This window comes from Lacticaseibacillus sp. YLM2-1 (assembly GCF_056583465.1).
On record NZ_CM152617.1, the window covers coordinates 1,381,848 to 1,407,679 of the forward strand.

Sequence of the window (25,832 nt, forward strand, 5' to 3'; positions counted from 1 at the left end):
GCCGCTTGCTTGCAATCTATTTTTAGAATCTTTATAATGTTAGGCGAACATTTGTTTTATAAGGAGATTACGATGGCCTCAGCACACATTGAACACAAGTTATCGTTGCTGCCAGATCTGCCTGGCAGTTATCAAATGAAGGATATCAACGGCAAAATTATTTATGTCGGCAAGGCCAAAAACCTGAAAAATCGGGTGCGGTCTTATTTCAAGAGTTCACACGACGGTAAAGTTGCGGCGATGGTGTCACAGGTAGCGGATTTTGATTTCATTGTGACTTCAACTGACAAAGAAGCCTTTTTGCTCGAAATTACGCTGATTCAAAAATATCAGCCGTATTACAACATTAAGTTGAAAAAAGGGACTGGCTATCCGTACATTAAAATTACTCATGAACGCGATCCGAAGATTGAAATCACTGGTACTATCCGTAAAGATGGCGGTTATTACTTTGGGCCATACCCAAATGTCTATGCGGCGCAAGAAACCATGCATTTTATCCAGAAGGTTTATCCATTGCGGCGCTGTAATGGCTATCAAGGCAGACCGTGCTTGTATTATCACATGGGTCAGTGTCTGGGTGCCTGCTTCCGGACTGTTCCGGAAAAGGAATACACGGACCAAATTGAACGTATTAAGCGCTTCTTGAATGGGAACGTTGGCAAGGCTAAAGCCAGTTTGACGGCTAAAATGGAGCGGGCTGCGAAAAATCTTCAATTTGAGCGAGCCGCAGAAATTCGGGATCAACTGCATTATATTGAACAGACGGTGGAGAAGCAGAAAATTATTTCACACGACAATACAACGCGTGATTTGTTCAATTTTTATATGGATAAGGGCTGGATCAGTATCCAGGTCTTCTTTATTCGTCAAGCACGTTTAATGAAACGTGAGTCACGACTTTTTCCAGTGGTGAATACTGCCAAAGAAGAATTCGAATCATTTATTTTACAGTTTTACAGCCGCAAGAATAATGTGAAACCACGCGAAGTTCTCGTACCTGCTGGGCTTGATAATAAAGTACTGGCAGATATCCTAGAGATTCCAGTTAGAACGCCACAGCGCGGTGAAAAACGGGACTTGATGGCCTTGGCTGCTAAGAACAGTCAAATTAAGCTTGAAGACAAATTCCGTTTGATGGAATTGGATAATCGTACCACGATTGGCGCGATGAAAGAGCTGATGGCCGCTTTGAACTTGCCAATGGGGCATGTGGCTGAGGCATTCGACCACAGTCACATTCAAGGAGCTGATCCGGTGTCGGCGATGGTGCAGTTTGTGGATGGCCAGCCAGCTAAGAACAATTATCGAAAGTACAAGTTGGATGCTGACAAGACGCATAATGGCGCAGATGAGGCGGCTAATACGCGCGAAGTCATTCGCCGGCGCTATACCCGGTTGTTAAAGGAGCGTGCACCGTTACCGGATTTGATCTTGATGGATGGCGGCGAGATTGAAATGAACGCAGCTAAGGATGTTTTGGAAAACGAACTCAACCTTGATATTCCCGTGGCAGGGATGGTCAAAAATAATAAGCATAAAACGGCAGCATTGTTATTTGGCAATGCTGATCAGCTGATTAATCTTGATCCTAAGTCGCAAGGCTTTTACCTGCTTGAACGGATTCAGGATGAGGTGCATCGTTTTGCGATTACCTTCCATCGGCAGCTGCACGCTAAGAACTCGTTGGCCTCTCGATTAGAAGGTATCAAGGGGGTCGGACCCAAGACGCGGCTGAAGCTGTTACGGAAATTCAAGACGATCAATAAGATTAAAGAAGCTCCCCTCGAAGATATTCAGGAGCTAGGGATTTCTAAAAAAGTTGCGCAGGCATTGAAGCTGTCGCTGACGGCAGAGCCGACACCAGCGCGGCGGGTTTAATCAAATCGTAGGAGCGTTTAGGACATCGTTCATAACCATCAGTAAGAACAAACAATTTTGAGATTTAAAGATCTAGTGCCAAGGCGAAGCAATCGTAGGCCAGATGGGGCTCAGCCGTGCAAACAACACAGCGACGGGCTCTGGAGCTGATGTTGTTAGGCGACTTCGAGACCGCGGGCTTTGCGGGCTCGAAGCGCCGTCTCCGCTCTAGCTACGCGTCGCCACCTCATCTGGTCGGAGATTGCGGAGTTTGGCACGGCAAGCGAATTTTTTGGCTAGGAATTTAACGCACCACAAGCTCTTATGTGGAATTCCGGTTCGGTCTCACAGCACAAAAAAGCTTGGCGACATTGATCGCCAAGCTTTTTGCTTACTTATTTATTTTCTTTTGCGGCTGGCCGCCAGAAGCCGAGGATTAAGGCGGCAATGATGGTCCCAATCAGAAGTGACATGATGAAGCCAAGTTTCTGGTTGGTTAGCAGCAAGGCAACAACGCCACCATGAGGAGCAGGGACGTTGACGTGCCATAACTGGGTCAAACCGCCAGCAATAGCTGAGCCGATGACTGAGCTGCCAATGATATGCAGCGGGTCAGTAGCAGCAAATGGGATCGCGCCTTCAGTGATGAAGGTCAGGCCAAGTGCATAGTTAGAAAGACCAGCGTTGCGTTCTTGCAAGGTGAATTTCTTCGGGAAGAAGGTTGAAGCAACCGCAATGGCCAAAGGTGGAATCATGCCACCAATCATAACCGCGGCCATCCACCGACCATCTTTAAAGCCGGATGCTTGATAGACACCGATGGCAAATGTATAAGCGGCTTTGTTGAAAGGACCGCCCATATCGATACTCATCATGGCGGCTAGAATGACGCCAATCAGAATCGCATTACCAGTACCCATGCCTTCAAGGAAGCTGATCAATGCGCCATTGATAGCGGCGAAAATCGGGTTGATGATGAAGAACATCAGCAGACCCATGATGGCAAGGCCGATGACTGGATAGAGCAGGATCGTGCGCATACCGTCAAGTGAATGTGGCATTTTGCTGAGCAGCTTCTTCAAGCCAACGATCATCCAACCAGCTGCGAACCCAGCAACCAGACCGCCTAAGAAGCCAGCTGGGTTTTGAGCCTTCACAACGGAGGCCGTTGCAACCGTGGCCATATAACCACCGACGAACCCAGGCATCAACGCAGGCCGATCGCCAATTGATTCAGCAATATAGGCCGCTAAAACGGGTACTAAGAAGCTAAAGGCAAAGGTTCCCAAGTTGTTGGTGAAGGTGAACCACATCGATGTCTTGCCCAGCCATTGTTCGAGGATGAACGAGATCGCCATGATAATCCCACCGCCGACAACAAATGGCAGCATGTTTGAAACACCATTCATCAGGTCTTTGTAGATGCGATTCCATAAAGTGCCGCCAGAAGCTTCTTCACTGGCCGCATCACTGTTATCGGTGCCTGCAGCATGAAAGACTTGGCCTTTGCCTTGAAGCGTTTCTTCAATTAATTCTTCAGGCTTTTTAATGCCGTCAATGACCGGCCGATTGAGCAACTTTTTGCCGTTAAACCGATCCATTGCTACCTTTTTGTCGGCAGCGACAATGACACCAGCTGCTCGATTGATATCGGAATCGGTCAGTTTGTGCTTAATACCTTCAGAGCCATTTGTTTCGACTTTGATATCGACACCGAGCTTTTCCGCTGTTTCTTTCAAGGCTGCCTCAGCCATGTAGGTGTGGGCAATCCCTGTTGGGCAAGCAGTGACCGCTACGATAAATGGCCGTTCCTGGCGCTTTTCTGCCTTGAACTCCGCTTGCTTGTCAGCTTTTTCTTGTTCTTCCTGAGCCTTTTCCTTGGCTTCTTCAGCTTTATCTTTAGCCTCTTTTTCAGCTTGCGCCTTACCAAACAAGGCTAAAACATCATCCGGTGTCTTCGCTTGTTTAAGATCTGCCACGAGCTTCGGGTTGATGAGCAGGGAAGATAATGCTGCAAGTGCTGCCAGATGTTCGTTGTTGGCACCTTCAGGGGCAGCAATCATGAAGAATAAGTGAACCGGCTGGCCGTCTAAGGCGTTAAAGTCAACGCCCTGATCGCTTTTGGCGAAAAGAACGGTTGCTCGAGTAACCGCACTGTCTTTGGCATGCGGCATTGCAATGCCTTCGCCAATCCCAGTAGTTGATTCGGCTTCACGCTTCAGAATATCTTGGCGATACTCGTTTTCGTCGGTCACAATACCTTCTGCATGGTATTTAGCGACCATTTCATCAATCACAGCCTCTTTGGACGTTCCTTTGAGGTCCATGATCATGACATTTTTTAGTAGTAAATCACGAATGTCCATTTTGTCCTCCTAAACTTCAGTTATACTAATTGTTTGTTTCACTTCAGCGATTTTGTCAGCGGTGGCAAGATCTTCAGAAAAAGCGGTCGCGGAACCGCAGGCAATGCCGACTTTAAAGCTTTCCAACGTGTCATGTGTCTGCGCAAATGTGCCGGTAAAACCAGCTAACATACTATCGCCTGCGCCGACGGAATTAACCGCTGGCTGCTTAGGAACGGTGCCATGCCAAGCGTGATCTTGGTCGATCATTAAGGCCCCGGCCCCCGCCATGGAGATCAAGACATGCTGAGCGCCAAGACCAAGTAGGCGGCGACCAGCTTTGATGATGGCATCTGTGCTTGTATATTCTGGATCGCCGAACAATGCTGCTAATTCATGGTGATTAGGTTTGACGACAAGGGGATGGTCAGGCAATGTGTCGAGTAACGCTTGACCAGTGGTGTCGATGACAAAATCAGCCTTGTGGGCATGAATCACCGGAATCAGATCCCGATAGAAAGTGTTAGGCAAGCCTTTTGGTAAACTGCCAGACATGACGACGACATCGCCGGCTTCAAGTTTGTCTAATTTGTTTTTGAAGGCGGCAATTTCAGCAGCGTCAATGGTAGGACCGCTTGCATTGAGTTCAGTTTCGGATGCTGCTTTAAGTTTGACGTTGATTCGTGTATCACCAGCAGTTTTTGTGAAGTCACAAGGCATGTCAATCGCATCGAGCCGATCTTGGATAAAGGTACCGGTAAAACCGCCCAAAAAGCCCCAAGCAGTTGTTGGCAGGCCTAATGTTTGCAAAATTCGACTCACATTGATGCCTTTGCCGCCTGGTAATTTAACGGCGTGCGTAAGTCGATTGACAGCGCCAAGTTCAAGTTCCGGTAACTCGATCACATAATCAATCGAAGGGTTGAGCGTTACTGAATAGATCAAGAATGAACCTCCTTAATATTTTCAAATCGCTGATAACTGGTTGGGAGTCCTTGTAATGAACTTGTCAGGATCGTGGCATCGGAGATATCAGCAAAACGGACGAAACTGACTTGCTCAAATTTACTTGGATCCGCCAGAATGACAGGTTTACTGGCTTGGTGAATGGCCAATCGCTTGATCACAGCTTCTTCTGGATCAGGCGTAGTGAGACCAAACTCAGGATGAACGCCGTTAGTTCCAATAAAGGCAACATCAAACCGATAATGGTTCAAGGCTTCAGCCGTCGTGGCGCCAATCAACGCTTTGGTTGTGGGCTTGACCATGCCGCCCAGCATGAGTGTAGAGATTTGATAATCAGCTAACAAAGAAGCGTTATCAACCCCCGTTGTAATGACTGTGACACCAATGTCGGCCAAAAAAGGAATTAATTGTGCTGTTGTGGTTCCAGCATCTAAAAAGATCAGATCATCGGGCTCAATCTGACGAACGGCTGCCTGCGCGATCGTTTGCTTGGCGCGCAAATTCTGTGCAGATTTGCTCGCGACATCCGGTTCATCGCCGAGGCCATTGATGCGCTTGGCGCCGCCGTGAATGCGTTTGAGCTCACCTGCTGCCTCTAGCTCGTCCAAGTCGCGGCGAATCGTGGATTCAGAAGCATCAAGAGCAGCCATAAGTGCCTTAGATTTGATGACGGTATGCTGTTGCAATTGGGCAAGAATATATTGCCGACGTTCTTCTGTAAGCACTTTCGTTTCACCTCGTTCTTCATTATACTGATGAAACCGTCAAAAGCAACCTAAAACGTGCAAAAACATTCAACAACTGTCAGTACCCCAACTGACGCGGCATATTGGCAATGTTTTCTAATTCTTGTGCATGAAGGGTGAGTACCGGCTTGGGACGTGTTAAAATAGTTGAGGTATGCGTTACGCTGTACTGAAATATAAACATCGCGTATAATCAAATGACATGTTTTTCTGAAAGGAGATCGCCAATGTTTGTCGATCAGGTTCAAGTAGAGGTTCAGGCGGGCAAAGGCGGCGACGGTATGGTCGCGTTCCGGCGCGAAAAATTTGTACCGTTTGGCGGCCCGGCCGGCGGTGACGGCGGTCATGGCGGCAGCATCATCTTATACGTTGATGAAGGTTTGCGCACGTTAATGGATTTCCGTTATCAACGGCATTTTAAAGCGTCAGCTGGTGGCAATGGCCAAGGCAAGCAAATGTATGGCCGCGCTGCTGAAGATCGGCGGATTGCAGTGCCGGCTGGTACGACAGTTACCGATGCTGACACAGGCGAGGTTTTAGGCGATTTAACTGAGCCGGGTCAAACTTTGGTTGTTGCTAAAGGAGGCCGCGGTGGTCGCGGTAATATGCACTTTGTTTCGCCCAAAAATACGGCGCCGGAAATTTCCGAAAATGGCGAACCGGGCGAGCATCGTTTCATCAAATTGGAACTGAAGGTGCTTGCGGATGTTGGGTTGGTTGGTTTTCCTTCTGTCGGTAAATCGACACTGTTATCAGTTGTAACCCAAGCCAAGCCAAAAATTGCGGCTTATCAATTTACGACGTTAGTACCCAATCTTGGTATGGTTCAATTAGATGATGGTACCGATTTTGTGATGGCTGATTTGCCCGGTTTGATTGAAGGGGCTTCACAAGGTGTCGGTCTTGGCATCCAGTTCTTGCGGCATGTTGAACGCACTCGTGTGCTACTGCACCTAGTTGAGATGGATCCTGATAATGGACGCGAGCCGCTTGATGATTACGATCAAATTCGTAAAGAATTAGGGGCTTATGACGATAACATTTTGAAGCGGCCTGAACTCGTGGTCGCGACCAAGATGGACTTGCCCGGCGCGGCTGAACGATTTGCTGATTTTAAGGCAGCGTTACTTGCTCGTGGCGTCGCGGCGGATCATATCTTTGAAATTTCTAGTCTGACGCATCGTGGCGTGACGCCACTCATGCACAAGACAGCCGAAGTACTCAAAACAGCACCGCATTTTGAGCCGAAACAAGCGGCGGTTAAAACGGCTGATTATAAGTATCAACCAGAGCCGGCTTTGAAAGTAACCCGCGATAGTGACGGGACGTTTGTGCTCACTGGTGACAAGATTGAGCGGGCGTTTAAAATGGCCAATCTTGATCATGAAGATGGTGCGATGCGCTTTGCTCGGCAATTACGCAGCATGGGGGTTGATGATGCTTTGCGTGATGCTGGTGCTGAAAGCGGCGATTTAGTCGCCATTGATGATTTTACATTTGAGTTCGTTGAATGATCTTCGGCTGAACGGCTGGGGAAGTTATTTTTAGACAGAATGGTGGGGCCGCAATTGAAACAGACGCGTGGACGAAAGCGCCGGTACATTCATGGATTTGATGGTTTAAGAACAATCGGGGTTATTGGTGTTATTTTGTATCATTTACGCCCCGAGTTGTTTCGGGGCGGATATTTAGGCGTACCGATCTTCATGGTCGTGTCCGGCTATTTGATAACGGATGGGTTGTTGATCGAATTTGACCGCAATCATCGGATTGATTTTAAAAGTTTTTTTATTCGACGATTTAAACGCCTATATCCTGGGTTAATTACCGTCCTCTTTGGGACAGCAGCCTATATCACGTTATTCTCGCAAAACTTGCTGCATAATTTGCACATGATGGTATTGACCAATTTACTTTATGTGTACAATTGGTGGCAGATTTTGAACGGGCAATCCTATTTTGCTAGATATGCAAATGGGGAATCCCCATTTACGCATTTGTGGACGTTGTCGATTGAAGGTCAGTATTATCTCATTTGGCCTTTTCTTGTGTTGGCGCTGTTACTGTTGGTTAAGAGCCGGCATCAGATTGCGAACATTGTGCTGATTCTTGCGGCTGCCAGTGGCGCTTGGATGGCAATCTTGTATATGATGACCATTGCCCATGTACAGCCAGCAGCGTTTGATCCAAGTCGGCTTTATTACGGCACTGATACCCGTGCATTCTCAATCCTATTCGGAGCAGCGCTGGCCTTTATTTGGCCAAGTGGCCGGCTTTCGCAACACTTAGGTAAAAAATGGGTGATTGGGCTTGATCTTCTCGGTACTGCCAGCTTTCTCGGCTTACTAGTCATGGTCTTCACAATTGATGCCCAGAGCAGCTTTCTTTATGAAGGCGGAATGGTATTGTTCTCAATTGTGACAACGATTTTGGTGGCAGTGGTAGCGCATCCGGCAGCTCATTTTGACCGATTGTTAAGTAATCCGTTGTTCAGCTATATCGGCAGCCGTAGTTATGGCTTGTATTTGTATCAGTTTCCCGTCATGATCTTTTGGGAGAATCGTTTTCGTAACATTGCGGATCACCCAGTATTATATCCGGTGATTGAAGTGGTGCTAATTGTTGTTATCACCGAACTTTCTTACCGCTTCATTGAACAACCGGCGGCACATTTTAATTATCACAAGACTTGGGCATTCCTAAAGGGCTTAGCTAATCCTAAAATTCGTATGGGGAAAACGCGCTGGGTTAGTTATGTGGCGCTGATTATCTTAGCTATTGGCAGTGTTGGATTAGCCAAAGCGCCTTCTGTTAAAGCAGAAGGTGACAACTCGCCTTTAGCACAGCAGTTAAAGAAGCGTGGTGTTTCCACTAAAGAGAAAGAAAAGCGGTTGGCAGCAATGCGTTCCAGTATTGCTGCACAAAAGAAGGCTGACAAGAATAAAGCGGCCGAAGAATCAAGTTCCAAGGCGCTAGAAGCCAAGTATGCTTCTCAAGCTAAAACGCATCCAGTCAATCGTGAGTATGAACAATACGGCTTGACCCAGATTCAATTGCAACAGGCACAAGATATTGGACTCACTGCTATTGGCGACTCTGTCATGCTTGACGGTGAAAATGGGCTTCAACAGCTGTTCCCTAAAGCTGTGATTGACGCAGCTGTCTCTCGGCAAATGATCAATAGTATTGATTTGGTCCGCAGTTACGCTGACCGCGGTGTGCTGGGCAATATCGTTCTGATTGGGTTAGGAACTAACGGCCCATTTTCAGATGATCAGCTAGCGCAAATGATGCAAGCCATCGGTCCTGATCGGCAAGTCTTCTGGATTAATGTACGTGTACCAACGCGCGCTTGGCAGAATGATGTTAATAGCAAATTAGCCGCAGCCCAGAAGCAGTATAAGAATCTGACGGTGATTGATTGGTATGACAAGTCTAATGGTCATCCTGATTGGTTCTACAACGACATGGTTCATATGAATCCGAATGGCAATCCACAATATGCGGCATTAGTTGCGAAAACGATTCTGGACAAGGTGAAAAATTAAGCTTCCGACAGCTGATTGATTGCGTTGATGAGACAAATATGTCGGTTGATTTCATGAGGCTGAGCGGCATCAAGTCGCTCAGTTTTTTTATTAGCGGTTGCAGTTAGCCGTCCACCTTCGTCTTTTTTAAACCTTGCAAATCTCGGCTTACCAACATTGAAACCGCGAAAATGGCGAGGAACTTGTGGTAGACTACAAAGTGAAGTTCGACAGAATAGGAAGTATGGTATGGAAATTCAATTTTTGGGCACAGGCGCAGGGTCGCCTTCCAAGTCCCGGAATGTTAGCAGTTTAGCCTTAAAATTACTTGATGAGCGCAATGAGGTTTGGTTGTTTGATGCCGGGGAAGGCACACAACATCAGATTTTACAAACCGCTATTCGACCACGAAAAATTGCCAAAGTATTTATTACTCACTTGCATGGGGATCATATTTTTGGCTTGCCAGGGTTTTTGGCCAGTCGCTCCAACCAAGGCGGCACAGATCCGTTGACGATTTACGGGCCTTCTGGCATTGAGGATTTTGTAAAAACCAGTTTGAAGGTTTCTCAAAGTCATCTCAGTTACCCGTTAAAATTTGTTTTATTACAGCATCCAGGCGTGGCTTTTGAAGATCAAACTTTCAAAGTCACTTTTGATCGCTTGGATCATCGAATTACGAGCTTTGGTTTTCGGATCGAAGAAAAACCGCATCCTGGCGAGTTGTTGATTGATAAGGTACGTGCCGCTAAAATTCCTTCTGGACCGGTTTATGCGGCTTTGAAGGCCGGCGAAACTGTAACCTTGCCAGATGGCCGGATTTTTGACGGCCACGATTTCATTGGCCCTGCGCAACCTGGCAGAACGGTTGCCATTTTCGGGGATACCCGCATGTGCAATCGCGCGCTGCCTTTAGCAGCAGGCGCTGATGTGTTGGTTCACGAAAGTACCTTTGGACCGGATGAAAGCCAATTGGCTAAGCAGTATTATCATGCGACCAATGTACAAGCAGCGGCGTTGGCTAAACGTGCAGGTGTCGGGCGGCTCTTGCTGAACCATATTTCGGCACGATATCTGAGTCCCGGGGTAGCGATGTTGGAAAAAACGGCGCGGCAGATTTTTCCAAATACGCATGTTGTCAAAGACTTCGAGGAAATTAACATTCCATTTCGGAGTGAACAATCGGAACCTGCTGTCACAGTTAAATCATAAAGCTCAGCGGTAGCAAGTGAATATCAAAACAGAGGAGGAAATCATGATGAACCAACATCCGACGGTGGTTATTTCTGGAGGATCGTCAGGCTTAGGCAAGGCGATTGGACTTGAGGCAGCAAAGCAAGGCGCAACCGTTGTCTTTTTGGCGCGGCGGCGGGAGAAATTACGTCAAGCACAGGCAGAGGCCAGCACGCTTTCCGGCCGACCAGCTTATGCTTTCCCTGTTGATGTTGCTGACCCAGTTGCAATTGAAGCGACCGTTGATCAAATTCACGAAACGGTTGGGCCAGTTGATATTCTGGTGAATGCCGCTGGGTTTGGTCATTTTGAAACAGCCTTCGATACCGATATGCAGGTAGTAGAGCGCATGTTTCGGGTGAATGTGCTGGGGATGATGTATCTGACGAAGTTGCTGGGTCGCGATATGGTCACGCGTCAGCAAGGACAAATCATTAACATTGCTTCAATGGCTGGAAAAATGGCGACGCCTAAGTCAGCTATCTACTCAGCAACCAAATTTGCGGTGCTTGGGTATAGTAATGGCTTACGTCTTGAATTGAAGCCATTCGGTGTTAAGGTGACCACGGTTAATCCGGGACCAATTGCCACGAATTTCTTTAGCGAAGCCAATGCGTTAGACTATTTGGCTAGCGTTTCTTGGCTGGTTTTGGATCCAGATAAATTAGCGCGGCGAATTGTAGCGACATTTGGTCGACCAGTTCGGGAAATCAATGCACCGTGGTTTATGAATCTTGGCGCAGATTTTTATACCTTGTTCCCGCATTTGGGCGATTGGTTAGCTGCTGGTATGTTTAATAAGAAGTAAAGGGGTAGGTCGTATGAAGGGTCAACAACGTTTTATTATTGGGTTAGTTCTGGCATTGATTTTAATTGTTTTTGCCTTGTTGAATGGGCAAGACGTTTCGGTTAATTTCTTCGGTATTCAGCTAAAGTGGCCGTTGATAGTGATTATTGCGGTTTCCGTGTTGATAGGTGCCGTTGTGACCTGGTTGATCTCAACCAGTGCCGTTTCGAGTGCTAAAAAACAGATTCGTGAGTTGCAACAGCGGATCACGGAGCTGACAAAATCCAATAAAACTGACAAGCCAGCCCCTAAGCCAGTTCAAGCACCAAAAGAGGAACCGTCCACGGATGCGACGGATACCAAAAAGTAGACCTTTGAGGATTGAACTGTCGTACCTAGCTGTCAATAGAGTAGCCCGTGACAAAATTCTCAGTCAGACAAATAAACAAATAAAAGGAACAATTTTTCGATTGTACGATTGGAAAATTGTTCCTTTTTGCCTTCGCATAGATTATTTAATGCGATTTTAAAGACCGTAGTGCCAAAACGGAGCAATCTAGGCCACCTGAGGCTCAGTTGTGCAAGCAACACAGCGACGGGCTTCCTACGATTTTTTTAAATCATCATGAAATTTAAAAAATAGTTTGACCTTAACTGACCAATGTCGTATTGTGAAAATGAAAACTATAATGTAAGACGATATTTTTCAGGGAGGCATCCGTATTCATGAACCCAGATAATTTTACGCAAGCCGTTGCCGAAGCACTTGGCGCGGCACAACAAATTGCCCAAGTTCGCCGTCATCAAGAAATTGACATCCCACATGTCATGAAAAGCCTGGTGCAGCCTAATCAATTGGCTGAACAGATTTATCGTGAAGCCGGTGTGAATGTGCAGGGCTTGAATGCTGCGATTGATGCGGCACTGGAAGCAGAGCCTGTCGTTGAAGGCGCTAGCGCATACGGACAAAGCATGTCCCAAAACCTGTCGCAGTTACTGACAGATGCCAACAGCGTGAAGGATGAATTTGGCGATACCTATATTTCTACAGAAGCAGTCTTGCTCGCCCTTTATCAACAACGCTACAACCCGATCACCCAATTCTTGTTGAACGATGCCAAGGTTGATGCAAAGCGATTACGACAGGTGATTGAGAACCTGCGCGGTGGTGAAAAAGTAACCAGCAAAAATGCCGAAGCCTCTTATAAGAGTTTAGAAAAGTACGGTACCGATCTTGTAAAAGAAGCGCGCAGTGGCAAGATGGATCCCATCATCGGACGTGATGAAGAAATTCGCGATGTCATTCGTATTTTGAGTCGCAAAACTAAAAACAATCCAGTTTTGATTGGTGAACCGGGGGTCGGCAAAACCGCCATTGTAGAAGGTTTAGCCCAGCGGATCGTCAAAAATGATGTACCTGACAATCTGAAGAATAAAACTATCATCTCACTTGATATGGGAAGTCTTGTTGCCGGTGCGAAGTATCGCGGTGAGTTCGAGGAACGCTTGAAGGCGGTCTTAAAAGAAGTCAAAAAGAGTGAAGGCCAAATCATTCTTTTTATTGATGAAATTCACAATATTGTCGGTGCTGGTAAGGCAGAAGGCTCCATGGATGCTGGTAACTTGCTGAAGCCGATGCTGGCCCGTGGTGAATTGCATCTGATCGGTGCCACGACACTGGACGAGTACCGGGAAAACATCGAGAAAGATAAAGCCCTTGAGCGTCGGTTCCAACGGGTGCTGGTTCAGGAACCTAGTGTTGAAGATACGATCAGTATTTTGCGGGGACTGAAGGAACGATTCGAAATTTTTCATAAAGTTCGGATCCATGATACCGCGTTGGTCGCTGCAGCTACTTTGTCCAATCGGTATATCACGGATCGGTTTTTGCCTGACAAGGCGATTGATTTGGTGGATGAGGCTTGTGCCACAATTAACGTGGAAATGAACTCCCGCCCGACTGAGCTGGATGTGGCAGAGCGCAAACAGATGCAGTTGGAAATTGAACAGCAAGCACTGAAGAATGAAACTGATCCTGCCAGCAAGAAGCGATTAGCAGATGCTGACGCTGAATTGGCCAACTTAAAAGAGAAAACAAATAAGCTCAAGGCTCAGTGGGAAGCAGAAAAGAAAGATATTCGTCAACTTAACGAGAAGAAGTCGGCGATTGATAAAGCCAAGCATGAATTGGAAGATGCCCAAAGTCGCTACGATCTTGAAACTGCTGCACGCTTGCAACATGGCACGATTCCACAGTTGGAAAAAGAGCTGCAGACGATGGAACACAGCGATCGTCCGCAATCTTGGCTAGTTCAAGAAAGCGTGACAGCCAATGAAATTGCTGCGGTGATTTCGCGGGAAACCGGTATTCCAGTAGCGAAGTTGGTTGAAGGTGACCGCCAGAAGTTATTGCATTTGGCAGATAATCTGCACCAACGTGTCATTGGCCAAAATGAAGCCGTCAGCGCTGTCTCGGACGCTGTTTTGCGATCCAGGGCCGGTTTACAAGATCCAAGTCGGCCACTTGGCAGCTTCTTGTTCCTTGGTCCCACTGGTGTCGGCAAAACAGAGCTTGCTAAAGCATTGGCAGAAGATTTATTTGATTCAGAAAAACACATGGTGCGAATTGATATGTCCGAATACATGGAAAAAGCCAGTGTGTCGCGATTAGTCGGGGCGGCCCCTGGTTATGTCGGCTACGAACAAGGCGGCCAGTTGACTGAAGCAGTTCGCCGCAACCCATATACCATTGTTTTGTTAGACGAAATTGAAAAAGCTAACCCGGACGTTTTCAATATCCTCCTACAAGTTTTAGATGACGGTCGTTTAACAGATGGTCAGGGACGTACCGTCGATTTCAAAAATACGATTATCATCATGACGTCCAATTTGGGCTCCGAGTACCTGCTTGACGGTGTGCAAGAAGATGGTACCGTTAGCCAACAAGCCAAGGATAATGTGCGGCAATTGGTCGGCAAAGCCTTTAAGCCTGAATTTTTGAATCGGATTGATGATATTATCATGTTCAACCCACTATCATTAGCAGATGTTGAAAAGATCGCTGTGAAGGATCTTAAGCAATTAGGCACGCGGTTGGCCGATCAACAGATATCGCTTGATATCACACCGGCAGCGCAGGAGTGGTTGGCCCATAAAGGGTATGAGCCAGCGTTTGGTGCCCGGCCACTGCAGCGGTTAATTACGAGTGCGGTTGAAACGCCGCTGGCTAAAGAATTGATTCGCGGGACTGTGATGCCGGGTCAAGAAGTCGTCATCACGGTTGCGGACGATCAGTTGCAATTTAAGGCAAAAACAGTACCGGTCAAAGCTTAAACCGGCTGACAACTGATTTTTTCTGTAAAGACCCTTGCCTTGACGCACCTTTTCATGTATGATTATCGTTGCTGTGACAGATAGCATTCTGTCCACGCGTGATGATGATTGGACTTGCATTTTGATCATCAACCGTATAAAGTTGTTTAGAAATCTTACTAAAAAAGGGGTTTTCCGCTCATGGCAGTTCCAGCACGCAGAACGTCAAAGACCAAGAAGCGTATGCGCCGCGGTCATATCAAGTTGAATGTGCCTAACTTGCAATTCGACGCAGCGACCGGCGAATACCGCATTTCCCACCACGTTTCACCTAAGGGTTACTACAAGGGTGCACAAGTGGTTAAGAAGTCCGACGATAACGCAAATGCATAATCAAAAGCCAACATCTTAGGTGTTGGCTTTTTGTGTGAGCGCTCGCCAGCCCGTTTAGAAACCGGCGTTCAGGGCCACTTACACGCAGGTTTCTGGGCTGGCGAGCGCGTTATGGTGAACGGAGTAGGTTTCTGGGCAGGTGAGCGCGTTATGGTGAGCGTGAGTACGAGCAGCTAGAAGTCGGAACATAAGCGACCTTACCAATGAAGGCTGTACTTTGATCATTAGGTAAAATATTAGCATCAATCGGTCCACGAATGGTTATCAAGTCTAGCTCACATGGTATACTCTTCTTGAAAGAGGTGGCAGCATATGGCTGATAACGAACAATTTGCCGATTATCTAGGGCAACTTCAAGAGGCGCAGTTTCCGCGCTGGACTGATCTGCCCCAATTTGACTTGTATATGGATCAAGTGATCCAGTATGTCAATGATATTGTCACACCGCTGGGGTTTGGCGAGATCACATCCACGATGGTCAATAATTATGTTAAAAAGGGGGTTATTAAAGCCCCGCTTAAGAAAAAGTATCGTCCAGAACAATTAGCCAATATTTTAGTCATTGCGATGCTAAAGCCAGTTTTTGCGTTGGATGCTATTGCGGCAGGTATTCAATTTTCACTTGCCAATCGGCCGGTTGCGCAAGCTTACGATGCGTTTATTCTCACTTTTAGCAGCGCAATTGAGCAGGCAAATTCGGATTTTAGCGATGGCTTAACCATTAGCCGCGTCAATAAACCAGATATGACGACAACCCAGCATGCCATTGTGACAATGGCCATTAATGCTGTTTTACAAAAACTGTTAGTTGAAAAAATGATTGATCTGGCTGCTGATGATTCGGAAAAGAAAGGGAAAAAATGAAACTAACCATTCTATCGACAAGTGACACGCATGGTTTTGTCTTGCCAACTAATTATGTGAAACGGGATCAGGATTTGCCTTTTTCATTAGCCAAGGCCAAAACGGTGCTTGATGCTCAGAAGGCAGCAGCTGAAGGACCAGTTGTGACGATTGAAAATGGCGATTGGCTTCAAGGATCACCACTGGCCTATTACGTTGCGAAGATCAGCAAGCAGCCAGATCAGTTGACGCGACTGTATAACGAGGTTGGGTATGATGCCGGCATTATCGGCAATCATGAGTTTAATTACGGCAGCGACTATTTGCGGCAAGCGTTGAAGACATTGACCTATCCAACCATCAACGCTAATATCACCGAAAATGGCCAACCAGCATTTGGGGCGCCTTATCAATTGATTGAGCGCTCAGGGGTCAAAATTGCCATTCTGGGTTTGACAACGAACTACATCCCACATTGGGAAGCACCGGCCCATATTGCCGGTTTGGCTTTTCAAGATGTGGTAGCGACTGCCAAGCACTATGTCCCATTGTTGCGTCAACAAGCTGACGTTGTGATTGTTGCTTATCATGGCGGTTTTGAGCGTAACTTGCAGACCGGTCAGCCGACTGAGCCATTAACCGGCGAAAATGTCGGTTATGCGCTGACCCAAGTACCGGGGATTGATGCTTTAGTCACGGGTCATCAACATCGACAATTGGCCGGATTAGTTAACGGTGTGCCGATCACTCAGCCAGGTTACCGCGGGGAAGCGATCGGTAAGATCACACTTGACTTAAATCAGACAGCGAGCGGTTACCAAGTTACTGCTAGCAAAGCCGTGTTAGTCAAAACAGGCGGATCAATTGCGAGCCCAACCATTTTGCAGTCAGCGGCTGATCTGAATCAAACTGTTGAAACTTGGTTAGACCAGCCATTAGCTCATGTTGAAGGGGATATGCGCATTCAGGATCCATTTGCTGCGCGGGTTCATGAGGTGCCGTACATTGAGTTTATTCAAAAAGTCCAAATGGCCAGCACCGATACTGACATTTCGGGCACCGCTTTGTTTAACAATGAAGGGCGAGGGTTTGGCGAAACTATCGACATGCGGGATGTCGTCACGAATTACATTTATCCCAACACGCTAGCTGTGTTGCGGTTAACCGGCGCTGATTTAAAAGCAGCTCTGGAACAGTGCGCCGAATATTTTTCACTAGATGCTGATGGCAAGTTGACGGTGACGCCCCGATTTGAGCGGCCAAAACCTCAGCATTACAATTATGACATGTATCAGGGCATTGATTATACTTTGGATATTCATCAGCCCGTGGGCAGTCGAGTAACTCGGCTGCTTTATCACGGTGCGCCAGTACAGCCCACTCAGACTTATGATGTGGCGGTTAATCAATACCGTGCGGCTGGTGGCGGTAATTTTAAAATGTTTGGTCCTGATAAAGTCATCCGAGAAAATCAAAAAGATATGACCGAATTGATTGCCGATTATTTGCAGGAACACCCATTAATCAAGGCAACTGCTGACCAAAACTTTAATGTTTTACCGTCAATGTGACAGTGAGTCATATTTCGCTTGTCAAGCAGCCAAGGAACGCTTATGCTGTTGGTCGTTATTGAATTGTGCATAGCGAAAGGATTGTTCGGTTTAATGAAAATTTGGAAATATACCATGGTCGGCTTATTGGCATTCGTGCTAGCAGGTTGCGGCCAACAATTAAGCACTACCAAAACCTCATATGGGCGTGACGGACTGGTCGCCATTGTTAAAGGGACGGCCCGCGGTGTGGATCGCGTCAGTTATACAAGTGATGCCGGAAAAGGCAGTGTGCCAGTCAATTCAGGCACGTTTGTGGTCAATGTGCCCGTTAGCGATGTGGCTCAAAAGGTGAACCTAAAAGCCGGTAGCATGCAAACTAACGTCACGGTGAAAGCCGGTCAATCGCTCGGAACTTATAGCACGATTGCGGCAAAGTTTAATCAAATGCTGGCGGTATCCAGTCTACCTAAAGCGGATCAAGCCAAGCTAAAACAGGCACAGGCTGCAAGTGCCAATGCTCAAAAGAACGCTGCGACCATGAGTCCAACTGAGAAAATGGCAATGGCTCAGCAAGCACAGCAATTGAAGACACTGATGGCTCAGGCCAATGCCAATACCAAAGCATCCCAACTGCCGGCAACGGCGAAGACGGGCATTCATTCAATCTTAAAATCAGCAAGCGGCGATTATCGCGCAAGTATTGTTGATGGCAAGGCAATGGGGTTTGCCGTTGTGGTACCATTATCAGTTTTGAAAAACAGCAAGAAGATGCAGACGTTTGCCACTGACTTCGGGTTACTCACAACTTCGGTCGGTGCTGATGCTAAGTCAGTTTTCTCGCAATTTAAGAAATTGACGAAGGATGCTAAGTCTAAAAACAATGCGACGACCATTAGCACAATCAAGAGTCACGGCGTCAAAATTGATGTTGGTTATTCCACCACAGCACTTTACCTGTATGTGACAAAATAAGCTTGCGTCACTCATTCCAAAAACGTCAGCACATGCAAAGTGCCCGGTTATTGTTAGACATGCCAGTCTAGCAATAATCGGGCACTTTGACGTCATTGACGATTTAATTAATGTTCTGGTTTTTCCGCAGGTTTTGCAAAATGCTGCATGATTGGCGGGAAGAAGAATAAAATGACAACGAAGATCACACTGATAATCGCGCTTGTCTTCGGGTCGTAGCTGCCGCCGCTCAAGGCGCTGATCAGGAAGCCGACAACTTGGCCGAGGATCACGCCCCAGATAATAGTAGGTAGATAACGCATGGAATCCCTCTTTTCTGTCGTCATCTTACCACGACCACAAGCGAATTCAACTGAAATTGTGAGTATTTCCGGTATAATAGAAGCGAGGTGGCAAGATGACGTTTACCCAATTACAGGTTCATAGCAATTATACCTTATTACACAGCCCGTTGGCACTGTCGGATCTTATCAGCGCAGCAAAATCACGCGGTTATTCGGCCATTGCCTTAACGGACACTAATGTTGTTTATGGTTTAGTCGAGTTTTATCGACAGGCGAAAGCGGCTGGCTTGAAGCCGCTATTAGGCATGCAGATTGCGATTGATGATGCCAAACTTTTAGTGATTGCCAAAAATAATCAGGGCTACCATCAGTTACTTAAGATCTCCACGCAGATTATGCTAGCAACTTCGCCGGTGGCCTTTGCGGACTTATTGCCTTTGACAGGCTTAGTCGCCATCACCTTACCGGATTCACCATTTTCGGCGGCAGTTGTTGCTAACGATCACGACAGAGCTGTCGCTTTTTTACAGGAGCTTGATAATAAACAGCCGGAAGCGGTGTATGTTGGTCTGGATGAGGCTCATTTAGATACGCCATTGCCGGCATTTGCGACTAGTCAGCAACTTCACCTAATGGCGTTAGGCAACGTTCTGTATCGTGATCCGACTGATGCTTTTACGCAAAAAGTGATGGCAGCGATTGGTGATGGCAGTCAGTTGAATTTTCGTGACCCAGTTTTAACCGATGCTGGGCCATGGTGGTTAAAACCGCCAGCAGATGCAAGTGCACCTTTTGTTGCTGCTGGACTACAGGCGGCAGTTGACAACACGGCTCAGATAGCGGATCAAACGGATGTGACGATTACGTTCAAGCAGCCGCAGCTACCTCATTACCAAACGCCAGATCAGCTTGCGTCTAAAGATTACCTGACCAAACTGGCTCAAGAAGGCCTCGCTAACCGTTTTCACGATCAGCCGATTCCGACAACCTATCAGCAGCGTTTGCAATATGAGCTGGATGTCATTATCAAAATGGGATTTGCTGATTACTTTCTGGTGGTTTGGGATGTGATGAATTACGCTCACAAGGTCAATATTATGACTGGGGCTGGGCGAGGATCAGCTGCGGGCTCCTTGGTCAGTTACGCGCTGGCTATTACAGAAGTCGACCCGATTGCTTATGATCTGCTGTTTGAACGGTTTCTGAATCCTGCTCGAGCGCAAATGCCTGATATTGATTTGGACATTCCTGATAACCGCCGTGGCGAGCTGATTCAATATGTCCATGACAAATATGGCCGAAATCACATGGCCCAGATTATTACTTTTGGGACGTTCGGCGCGAAACAGGCGATCAGAGATGTGGCACGCGTTTTCGGCATGAGTCAGTTTGAAAGTAATACTTGGAGCAGAGCAATTCCAAACTTGTTGCACATGGATTTAAAAACAGCATACGATCAGAGTCAGCCGTTGAAAAATTTGGTGGCTGATTCACCAAAAAATCGCATGCTGTTTCAAACCGCTTTAGCATTAGAGGGGTTGCCGCGACATTATTCCACGCATGCAGCCGGGATAGTGCTTTCTGAAGAACCACTAACTGACACCGTTGCCTTGCAACCCAGTGGCGATGGTCTTGAACAGACGCAGGTACCCAAAGATGATGTTGAAGCACTTGGGCTGCTTAAAATGGATTTTCTGGGTTTGAAAAACCTCAATATTTTAGCCGCCGCCAGTCATTTTGTCACCCGTGATACTGGCCGGACGTTTGATCCAAAACAGATTCCGCTGAATGATCAACTGACACTCGCTTTGTTTGCCCGCGGTGATACTAACGGCGTTTTTCAATTCGAGTCTGCTGGTATCAAAAATGTTTTGCGAAAACTGCGGCCAACTGATTTTGAAGATGTTGTGGCTGTCAATGCCTTGTATCGTCCAGGTCCAATGGAAAACATCGACACGTTCATTGCCCGCAAAAATGGGCAAGAACCGATTGCTTATCCTGATCCGGCCTTGGAGAAGATTTTGAAACCGACATATGGTGTCTTGGTTTATCAGGAGCAGGTCATGCAGGTGGCCAGTGTCATGGGCGGGTTCAGTCTTGGCGAGGCGGATTTGTTGCGGCGGGCCATGAGTAAGAAGAAATCATCAGTGCTGGCAGCCGAACAGGATAAATTCATTGAAGGTGCGGTCAAGCAAGGATTCCCTGAGGCGACTGCCAAAACGGTTTATGCTTATATTGATCGATTTGCGAATTACGGCTTCAATCGTTCTCACGCAGTTGCTTATAGTATGGTCGCATTTTGGTTAGCGTATTTAAAAGTGCATGATCCAGCCGCCTTTTTTGCGGCATTGATGAATGCTAGTATGAATAATTTGCCGAAGCTCCGGACTTACGTACAAGAAGCCAAAGCGCGTCAGGTAGCTTTATTAGGTCCTGACATCAACACCAGCAATGGTGGCTTTAAGTTGAGCGACGGGAAGATTCGCTTTGGACTTTTGTCTGTCAAAGGGATGCGCCGTGACTTTTCCGAAGCCATTTTTACCGCTCGTAAAAATGGCCCGTTTAAAGATTTTCGCGATTTACTACAGCGCCTCGAGCCGAAGTGGTTAAAGGCAGATAATTTCAAACCATTGATTCTTGCCGGTGCCTTTGATAGCTTTGATGATAATCGGGCACAGACAATTGCGAACTTAGATGAATTAATCAACTCGGTTAAACTTGCTGGCAATGATGTTGGGTTATTTTCAGTGCTAGCGCCTAAACCGATTGTGGTGCCGGAAATGCCGGCAGGCGAACGGCTTGAAGAAGAGGCTAATGTTTTAGGCGTTTACCTTTCTGGTCATCCGGTTGACAAATATGCCCCTTTGAAAACGCAATACACATTAGTCAATGTGGTGGATTTAGCAGAAGGTCGCACGGTTGATATTTTGCTGCTGGTTCGACACATTAAGCGGATCCGGACCAAAACTGGGAAGCCTATGGCGTTTGTGGATGGACAGGATGCGACTGGCACCGTTTCGCTGACGGTTTTTCCCAATCTATATCCAACATTAGAAAAAATTGAGACCGACATGGTGGTACTAGTGAACGGGCGAGTTGAAAAACGCAATGACGACTTGCAACTCATTGTGAACCGGATTCAAGATGCCGCACCGTTACTTGAGGCCTTACCAAAAGCACAGTTATTTATTCGCTTGGATGCGGATAATGTTGACGCCAGGACCGATTTACTGAAAAAATTGCAAACTGCCCATGGACCAATTCCGGTTATCACTGTCGACACGACCAGCAAGGAGAGTGTTTTGTTAGATAAGCGATACTGGGTCACTGCTGACACCAGCTTGATGGCTGATCTTGAATCGCGGTTTGGTGCGGCTAATGTGGTGTTGCGAAAACGACAAGAAGAATAGAGAAAATTGTAAAATGTTCTCATTTTCAGGGACTTTGTTTCTGAAAAGTGGTAAACTCAATGAGTATTTGTGATGGGACAAATCGCAAAAGAATATGCATGAGGTGAAATAATGAAACGCATTGGTATTTTGACCAGTGGCGGGGATGCGCCTGGCATGAACGCCGCGGTCCGCGCTGTTGCTCGCAAGGCGATGCACGAAGGCCTTGAAGTATATGGCATCAATTATGGATTTGCTGGGTTAGTTGCCGGCGACATTTTCAAAATGAATGAATCAACTGTCGGTGATAAGATTCAACGCGGCGGGACCATGTTATATTCCGCACGTTATCCACAATTTGCGCAAGAAGAAGGCCAGTTGCGCGGGGTCGAACAATTAAACAAGTTTGGCATCGAGGCGTTGGTCGTCATCGGCGGAGACGGCTCTTATCACGGTGCACTAGCTTTGACGCGTCACGGTTTCAACACCATTGGCCTGCCAGGAACGATCGACAACGATATTCCTTACACGGACTTCACGATTGGCTTTGATACTGCCGTTAATACAGTTGTGGAAGCTGTTGACCGTCTTCGCGATACCGCGGCTTCGCATGAACGAACCTTTGTCATTGAAGTCATGGGTCGTGAAGCTGGGGACATTGCCCTTTGGTCGGGCGTCGCCGGTGGTGCCGAGGATGTCATCATTCCAGAACACGACTTTGACGTTAAGAAAATTGCGTCGAAGTTGCAAAGTTCTCGTGAACGTGGTCAAAAGCATGCGGTCATTCTTTTGGCAGAAGGCGTGATGCACGCTGATCAATTTGCCAAGGAATTAGCCGCACATGGCGATTTCCAATTACGTTCGACAGTTCTGGGACACATTGTTCGTGGCGGTGCACCGTCCGCACGTGATCGCGTTTTGGCTTCACAAATGGGCTCATACGCGGTTGAACTTTTGTTGCAAGGCAAAGGCGCTTTGGCTGTCGGCATTGAGAATAACAAGATCACGGCACATGATGTTCGGACCTTGTTTGATGCCAAGCATCACGCAGAACTTTCGCTCTACACCTTAGCGGAAGAGTTAACATTTTAATCTCGTAAACAAACGACATTAACGTCTGTTTAAATAATTTCAAGGAGCGATTTCACTTATGAAAAAAACCAAGATCGTCAGCACGCTTGGACCTGCAAGTAACACCACTGATATCATCGTTAAGTTGATTGAAGCGGGTGCCAACGTTTTCCGTTTCAATTTCTCACATGGTGATCATGAAGAGCATTTGGCACGGATGAACATGGTTCACGAAGCTGAAAAGATCACGGGTAAGACCGTTGGTATCATGCTGGATACGAAGGGTGCCGAAATTCGGACAACTCTTGAAGATACCCCGAATGGTAAGATCGATTTTCACACCGGTGACAAAGTTCGCATCTCCATGGATGCAAGTCTGAAAGGCACCAAGGAAAAAGTTGCTGTTACCTATCCTGGCCTTTATGATGACACTCACGTTGGCGGCCATGTTTTGTTTGATGATGGCTTGATTGACATGAAGATCACCGAAAAGGACGAAAAGAACCGTGAACTCGTTACCGTTGTTCAAAACGACGGTGTCCTTGGTGGTAAGAAAGGTGTCAACGCTCCTGGTGTTGCCATCAACTTGCCTGGGATTACGGAAAAAGACTCCGATGACATTCGTTTCGGCTTGGACAACGGGATCAACTTCATTGCTGCTTCCTTCGTTCGTAAGCCTCAAGACGTTTTAGACATTCGTGAACTCCTTGAAGAAAAGAACGCACTTAATGTTCAGATCTTCCCTAAGATCGAATCACAAGAAGGCATCGACAACATTGATGACATCTTGAAGGTTTCCGATGGCTTAATGGTTGCTCGTGGCGACATGGGTGTTGAAATTCCATTTGAACATGTTCCGATCGTTCAGAAGCGCTTGATCAAGAAGTGCAACTCTTTGGGTAAGCCGGTTATCACGGCTACACAAATGTTGGATTCCATGCAAGAAAACCCACGTCCTACTCGTGCCGAAGTAAACGACGTTGCCAATGCCGTGTTTGATGGCACCGATGCAACGATGCTTTCTGGCGAATCTGCTAATGGTGACTATCCGGTTGAATCCGTTGCTGCAATGGCTCGGATTGACGAATACACCGAAGCAGCGATGATGGATCAGGATGCCTTCGCATTGAAGGAATACAGTAACAAGAACGTCACCGAAGCTGTTGGCCAAAGTGTTGCACACACGGCTCGCAACTTAGGGGTTAAGACCATTGTTGCTGCGACCGAATCCGGCTACACTGCCCGCATGATTTCCAAGTATCGTCCGAAGGCTGACATTCTTGCCATTACCTTCAGCGAAAAGACCCAACGCGGCCTGATGGTCAACTGGGGCGTTTATCCAATCATTGCTGAAAAGCCTGCTAACACCGATGCTATGTTCGACTTGGCAACCAAGAAGGCCCAAGACCTTGGCTTTGCTAAGGAAGGCGATCTGATCTTGATCACTGCCGGTGTTCCTGTTGGTGAATCTGGCACAACCAACGTAATGAAGGTTCAACTCATTGGCTCCAAGCTGGTTCAAGGCTCAGGTGTCGGCGACGAATCCACGATTGGTAAGGCAGTCATCGCAAGCAACGCTCAAGAAGCTGCTGCTAAGATGCAAAAGGGTGACATTCTGGTTGTTAAGACGACTGACAAAGATTACTTGCCAGCAATCGAAAAAGCAGCTGCCTTGGTTGTTGAAACCGGTGGCTTGACCAGTCACGCAGCTGTTGTTGGTATTGCTATGGGTATCCCAGTTGTTGTTGGTGCTGAAAATGCTACCAGCGTCATCTCCGATGGCCAGATCATTACTGTTGACTCCCGTCGTGGGATCATCTACAAAGGTGCTACCAACGCCCTTTAATCTTCAAAATGACCTGTTAAAGGTTAGGAAAAACTCTCAAGGAAACTTGGGAGTTTTTTTCTTCCAAAAAAACAGTAGCGTTACCTGTTTTGAGCAACTTACTGATAAATGTATGAGCAGAGGTCGTCAGGTGCGTGCGAGTGGCTTATAATAAGAAACAGTATGCAATCTCGTAAGCGATAACGCTGGCAGTTTGGTCAGCATCATGATGGAGGGAACACTTGTGGAGAGTTGGCTTTTTTTACTAGGTATTTTAGCAATTGCAATTGTCGGCAAAAATAAAAGCCTGATAATTGGGGTTAGTGCTGTGATGGTTCTCAAGCTGATCCCGCAAACTCAAAACTTTTTGAAATTGCTTCAGACGCAAGGGATCAATTGGGGCGTGACTGTGATTTCAGCCGCTATCATGGTGCCAATTGCAACGGGTGAGATCGGCTTTAAAGAGCTTCTTAATGTCATTAAAAGTCCGGCTGGCTGGATTGCGATCGGGTGCGGCGTTTTAGTCGCTGTTTTGTCGGCAAAGGGTGTCGGTCTGCTGGCAATGAGCCCGGAAATGACTGTAGCATTGGTTTTTGGCACAATTATTGGCGTCGTGTTCTTAAAGGGCATTGCGGCTGGACCGGTGATCGCCAGTGGCCTCACCTATGTTATCTTGACCGTTTTTAATCTTGTTCCTGGACATTAATGACCGGCAACTATGGCGCT

19 protein-coding genes are annotated in these 25,832 nt (G+C 47.0%); 15 read left to right on the plus strand and 4 right to left on the minus strand.

The genetic code is table 11. The features are described from left to right. Positions 1–72: 72 nt before the first annotated feature. Positions 73–1,881, plus strand: coding sequence for an excinuclease ABC subunit UvrC (uvrC, locus tag AC07KQ_RS06750; RefSeq protein ID WP_003565294.1), 1,809 nt, complete (start codon positions 73–75; stop codon positions 1,879–1,881). A gap of 374 nt (positions 1,882–2,255) precedes the next feature. Here uvrC and AC07KQ_RS06755 read toward each other — a convergent pair whose 3' ends face one another. From AC07KQ_RS06755 to AC07KQ_RS06765, 3 genes are read right to left on the minus strand one after another with little or no spacing between them, the layout of a single operon-like run. Further along, the gene (locus AC07KQ_RS06755) at positions 2,256–4,226 is read right to left on the minus strand and encodes a PTS fructose transporter subunit IIABC (protein WP_003574975.1); all 1,971 of its coding nucleotides are present in this window, start codon (positions 4,224–4,226) and stop codon (positions 2,256–2,258) included. 9 nt (positions 4,227–4,235) lie between these two features. Then, entirely contained in the window at positions 4,236–5,150 is a 915-nt protein-coding gene (gene pfkB, locus AC07KQ_RS06760) for a 1-phosphofructokinase (RefSeq protein ID WP_003565298.1), read from the minus strand. Then, positions 5,147–5,896 (minus strand): DeoR/GlpR family DNA-binding transcription regulator, encoded by a 750-nt coding sequence (locus tag AC07KQ_RS06765; RefSeq protein ID WP_003565300.1) that lies wholly within the window; start codon positions 5,894–5,896, stop codon positions 5,147–5,149. The genes pfkB and AC07KQ_RS06765 overlap by 4 nt, the downstream gene beginning before the upstream one ends. A 248-nt stretch (positions 5,897–6,144) precedes the next feature. Between AC07KQ_RS06765 and obgE the strand changes: the two genes are divergently transcribed. From obgE to AC07KQ_RS06815, 10 genes are all read left to right on the plus strand, one after another. After that, a complete protein-coding gene (gene obgE, locus AC07KQ_RS06770) occupies positions 6,145–7,431 on the plus strand; it encodes a GTPase ObgE (protein ID WP_003565302.1) in 1,287 nt (428 codons plus the stop codon). A gap of 39 nt (positions 7,432–7,470) precedes the next feature. Continuing rightward, positions 7,471–9,465, plus strand: a complete 1,995-nt coding sequence (locus AC07KQ_RS06775; RefSeq protein ID WP_003565304.1) for an acyltransferase family protein — start codon at positions 7,471–7,473, stop codon at positions 9,463–9,465. 228 nt (positions 9,466–9,693) lie between these two features. Next, complete coding sequence (gene rnz, locus AC07KQ_RS06780; RefSeq protein WP_003574983.1) at positions 9,694–10,656, plus strand: ribonuclease Z; 963 nt, start codon at positions 9,694–9,696, stop codon at positions 10,654–10,656. Positions 10,657–10,699: 43 nt separating this feature from the next. Continuing rightward, positions 10,700–11,485, plus strand: coding sequence for an SDR family NAD(P)-dependent oxidoreductase (locus AC07KQ_RS06785; RefSeq protein WP_003565308.1), 786 nt, complete (start codon positions 10,700–10,702; stop codon positions 11,483–11,485). 13 nt (positions 11,486–11,498) lie between these two features. Beyond that, complete coding sequence (locus tag AC07KQ_RS06790; RefSeq protein WP_003565311.1) at positions 11,499–11,834, plus strand: LapA family protein; 336 nt, start codon at positions 11,499–11,501, stop codon at positions 11,832–11,834. Between the two features lie 356 nt (positions 11,835–12,190). Further along, positions 12,191–14,797, plus strand: coding sequence for an ATP-dependent chaperone ClpB (gene clpB / locus AC07KQ_RS06795; RefSeq protein WP_003587840.1), 2,607 nt, complete (start codon positions 12,191–12,193; stop codon positions 14,795–14,797). Between the two features lie 180 nt (positions 14,798–14,977). Beyond that, a complete protein-coding gene (gene rpmF, locus AC07KQ_RS06800; protein ID WP_003565316.1) occupies positions 14,978–15,169 on the plus strand; it encodes a 50S ribosomal protein L32 in 192 nt (63 codons plus the stop codon). A gap of 312 nt (positions 15,170–15,481) precedes the next feature. Then, positions 15,482–16,033: a DUF1836 domain-containing protein gene (locus tag AC07KQ_RS06805; RefSeq protein ID WP_003565318.1), complete on the plus strand. Its 552-nt coding sequence runs from the start codon at positions 15,482–15,484 to the stop codon at positions 16,031–16,033. Next, on the plus strand, positions 16,030–17,583 hold the full coding sequence (locus AC07KQ_RS06810) for a bifunctional metallophosphatase/5'-nucleotidase (protein WP_003565320.1): 1,554 nt from the start codon (positions 16,030–16,032) through the stop codon (positions 17,581–17,583). Before AC07KQ_RS06805 ends, AC07KQ_RS06810 begins: the two co-directional genes overlap by 4 nt. A gap of 93 nt (positions 17,584–17,676) precedes the next feature. Beyond that, positions 17,677–18,537, plus strand: coding sequence for a hypothetical protein (locus AC07KQ_RS06815; RefSeq protein ID WP_003565322.1), 861 nt, complete (start codon positions 17,677–17,679; stop codon positions 18,535–18,537). Positions 18,538–18,644: 107 nt separating this feature from the next. Here the strand turns inward: AC07KQ_RS06815 and AC07KQ_RS06820 are convergent, their stop codons facing one another. After that, positions 18,645–18,839, minus strand: a complete 195-nt coding sequence (locus tag AC07KQ_RS06820) for a YjzD family protein (RefSeq protein ID WP_003565324.1) — start codon at positions 18,837–18,839, stop codon at positions 18,645–18,647. A gap of 95 nt (positions 18,840–18,934) precedes the next feature. Between AC07KQ_RS06820 and dnaE the strand changes: the two genes are divergently transcribed. The 4 genes from dnaE (at position 18,935) to AC07KQ_RS06840 (ending at position 25,812) form a co-directional block, all read left to right on the plus strand. After that, positions 18,935–22,231, plus strand: coding sequence for a DNA polymerase III subunit alpha (gene dnaE / locus AC07KQ_RS06825; RefSeq protein ID WP_480156634.1), 3,297 nt, complete (start codon positions 18,935–18,937; stop codon positions 22,229–22,231). A 111-nt stretch (positions 22,232–22,342) separates the two neighbouring features. Beyond that, entirely contained in the window at positions 22,343–23,302 is a 960-nt protein-coding gene (gene pfkA, locus AC07KQ_RS06830) for a 6-phosphofructokinase (RefSeq protein WP_003565329.1), read from the plus strand. Between the two features lie 58 nt (positions 23,303–23,360). Continuing rightward, positions 23,361–25,127 (plus strand): pyruvate kinase, encoded by a 1,767-nt coding sequence (pyk, locus tag AC07KQ_RS06835; protein WP_003565331.1) that lies wholly within the window; start codon positions 23,361–23,363, stop codon positions 25,125–25,127. 223 nt (positions 25,128–25,350) lie between these two features. Beyond that, positions 25,351–25,812 carry a DUF441 domain-containing protein gene (locus tag AC07KQ_RS06840; RefSeq protein ID WP_003565333.1) on the plus strand — a complete coding sequence of 154 codons (462 nt, stop codon included), beginning with the start codon at positions 25,351–25,353 and terminating at the stop codon, positions 25,810–25,812. Positions 25,813–25,832 lie beyond the last annotated feature (20 nt).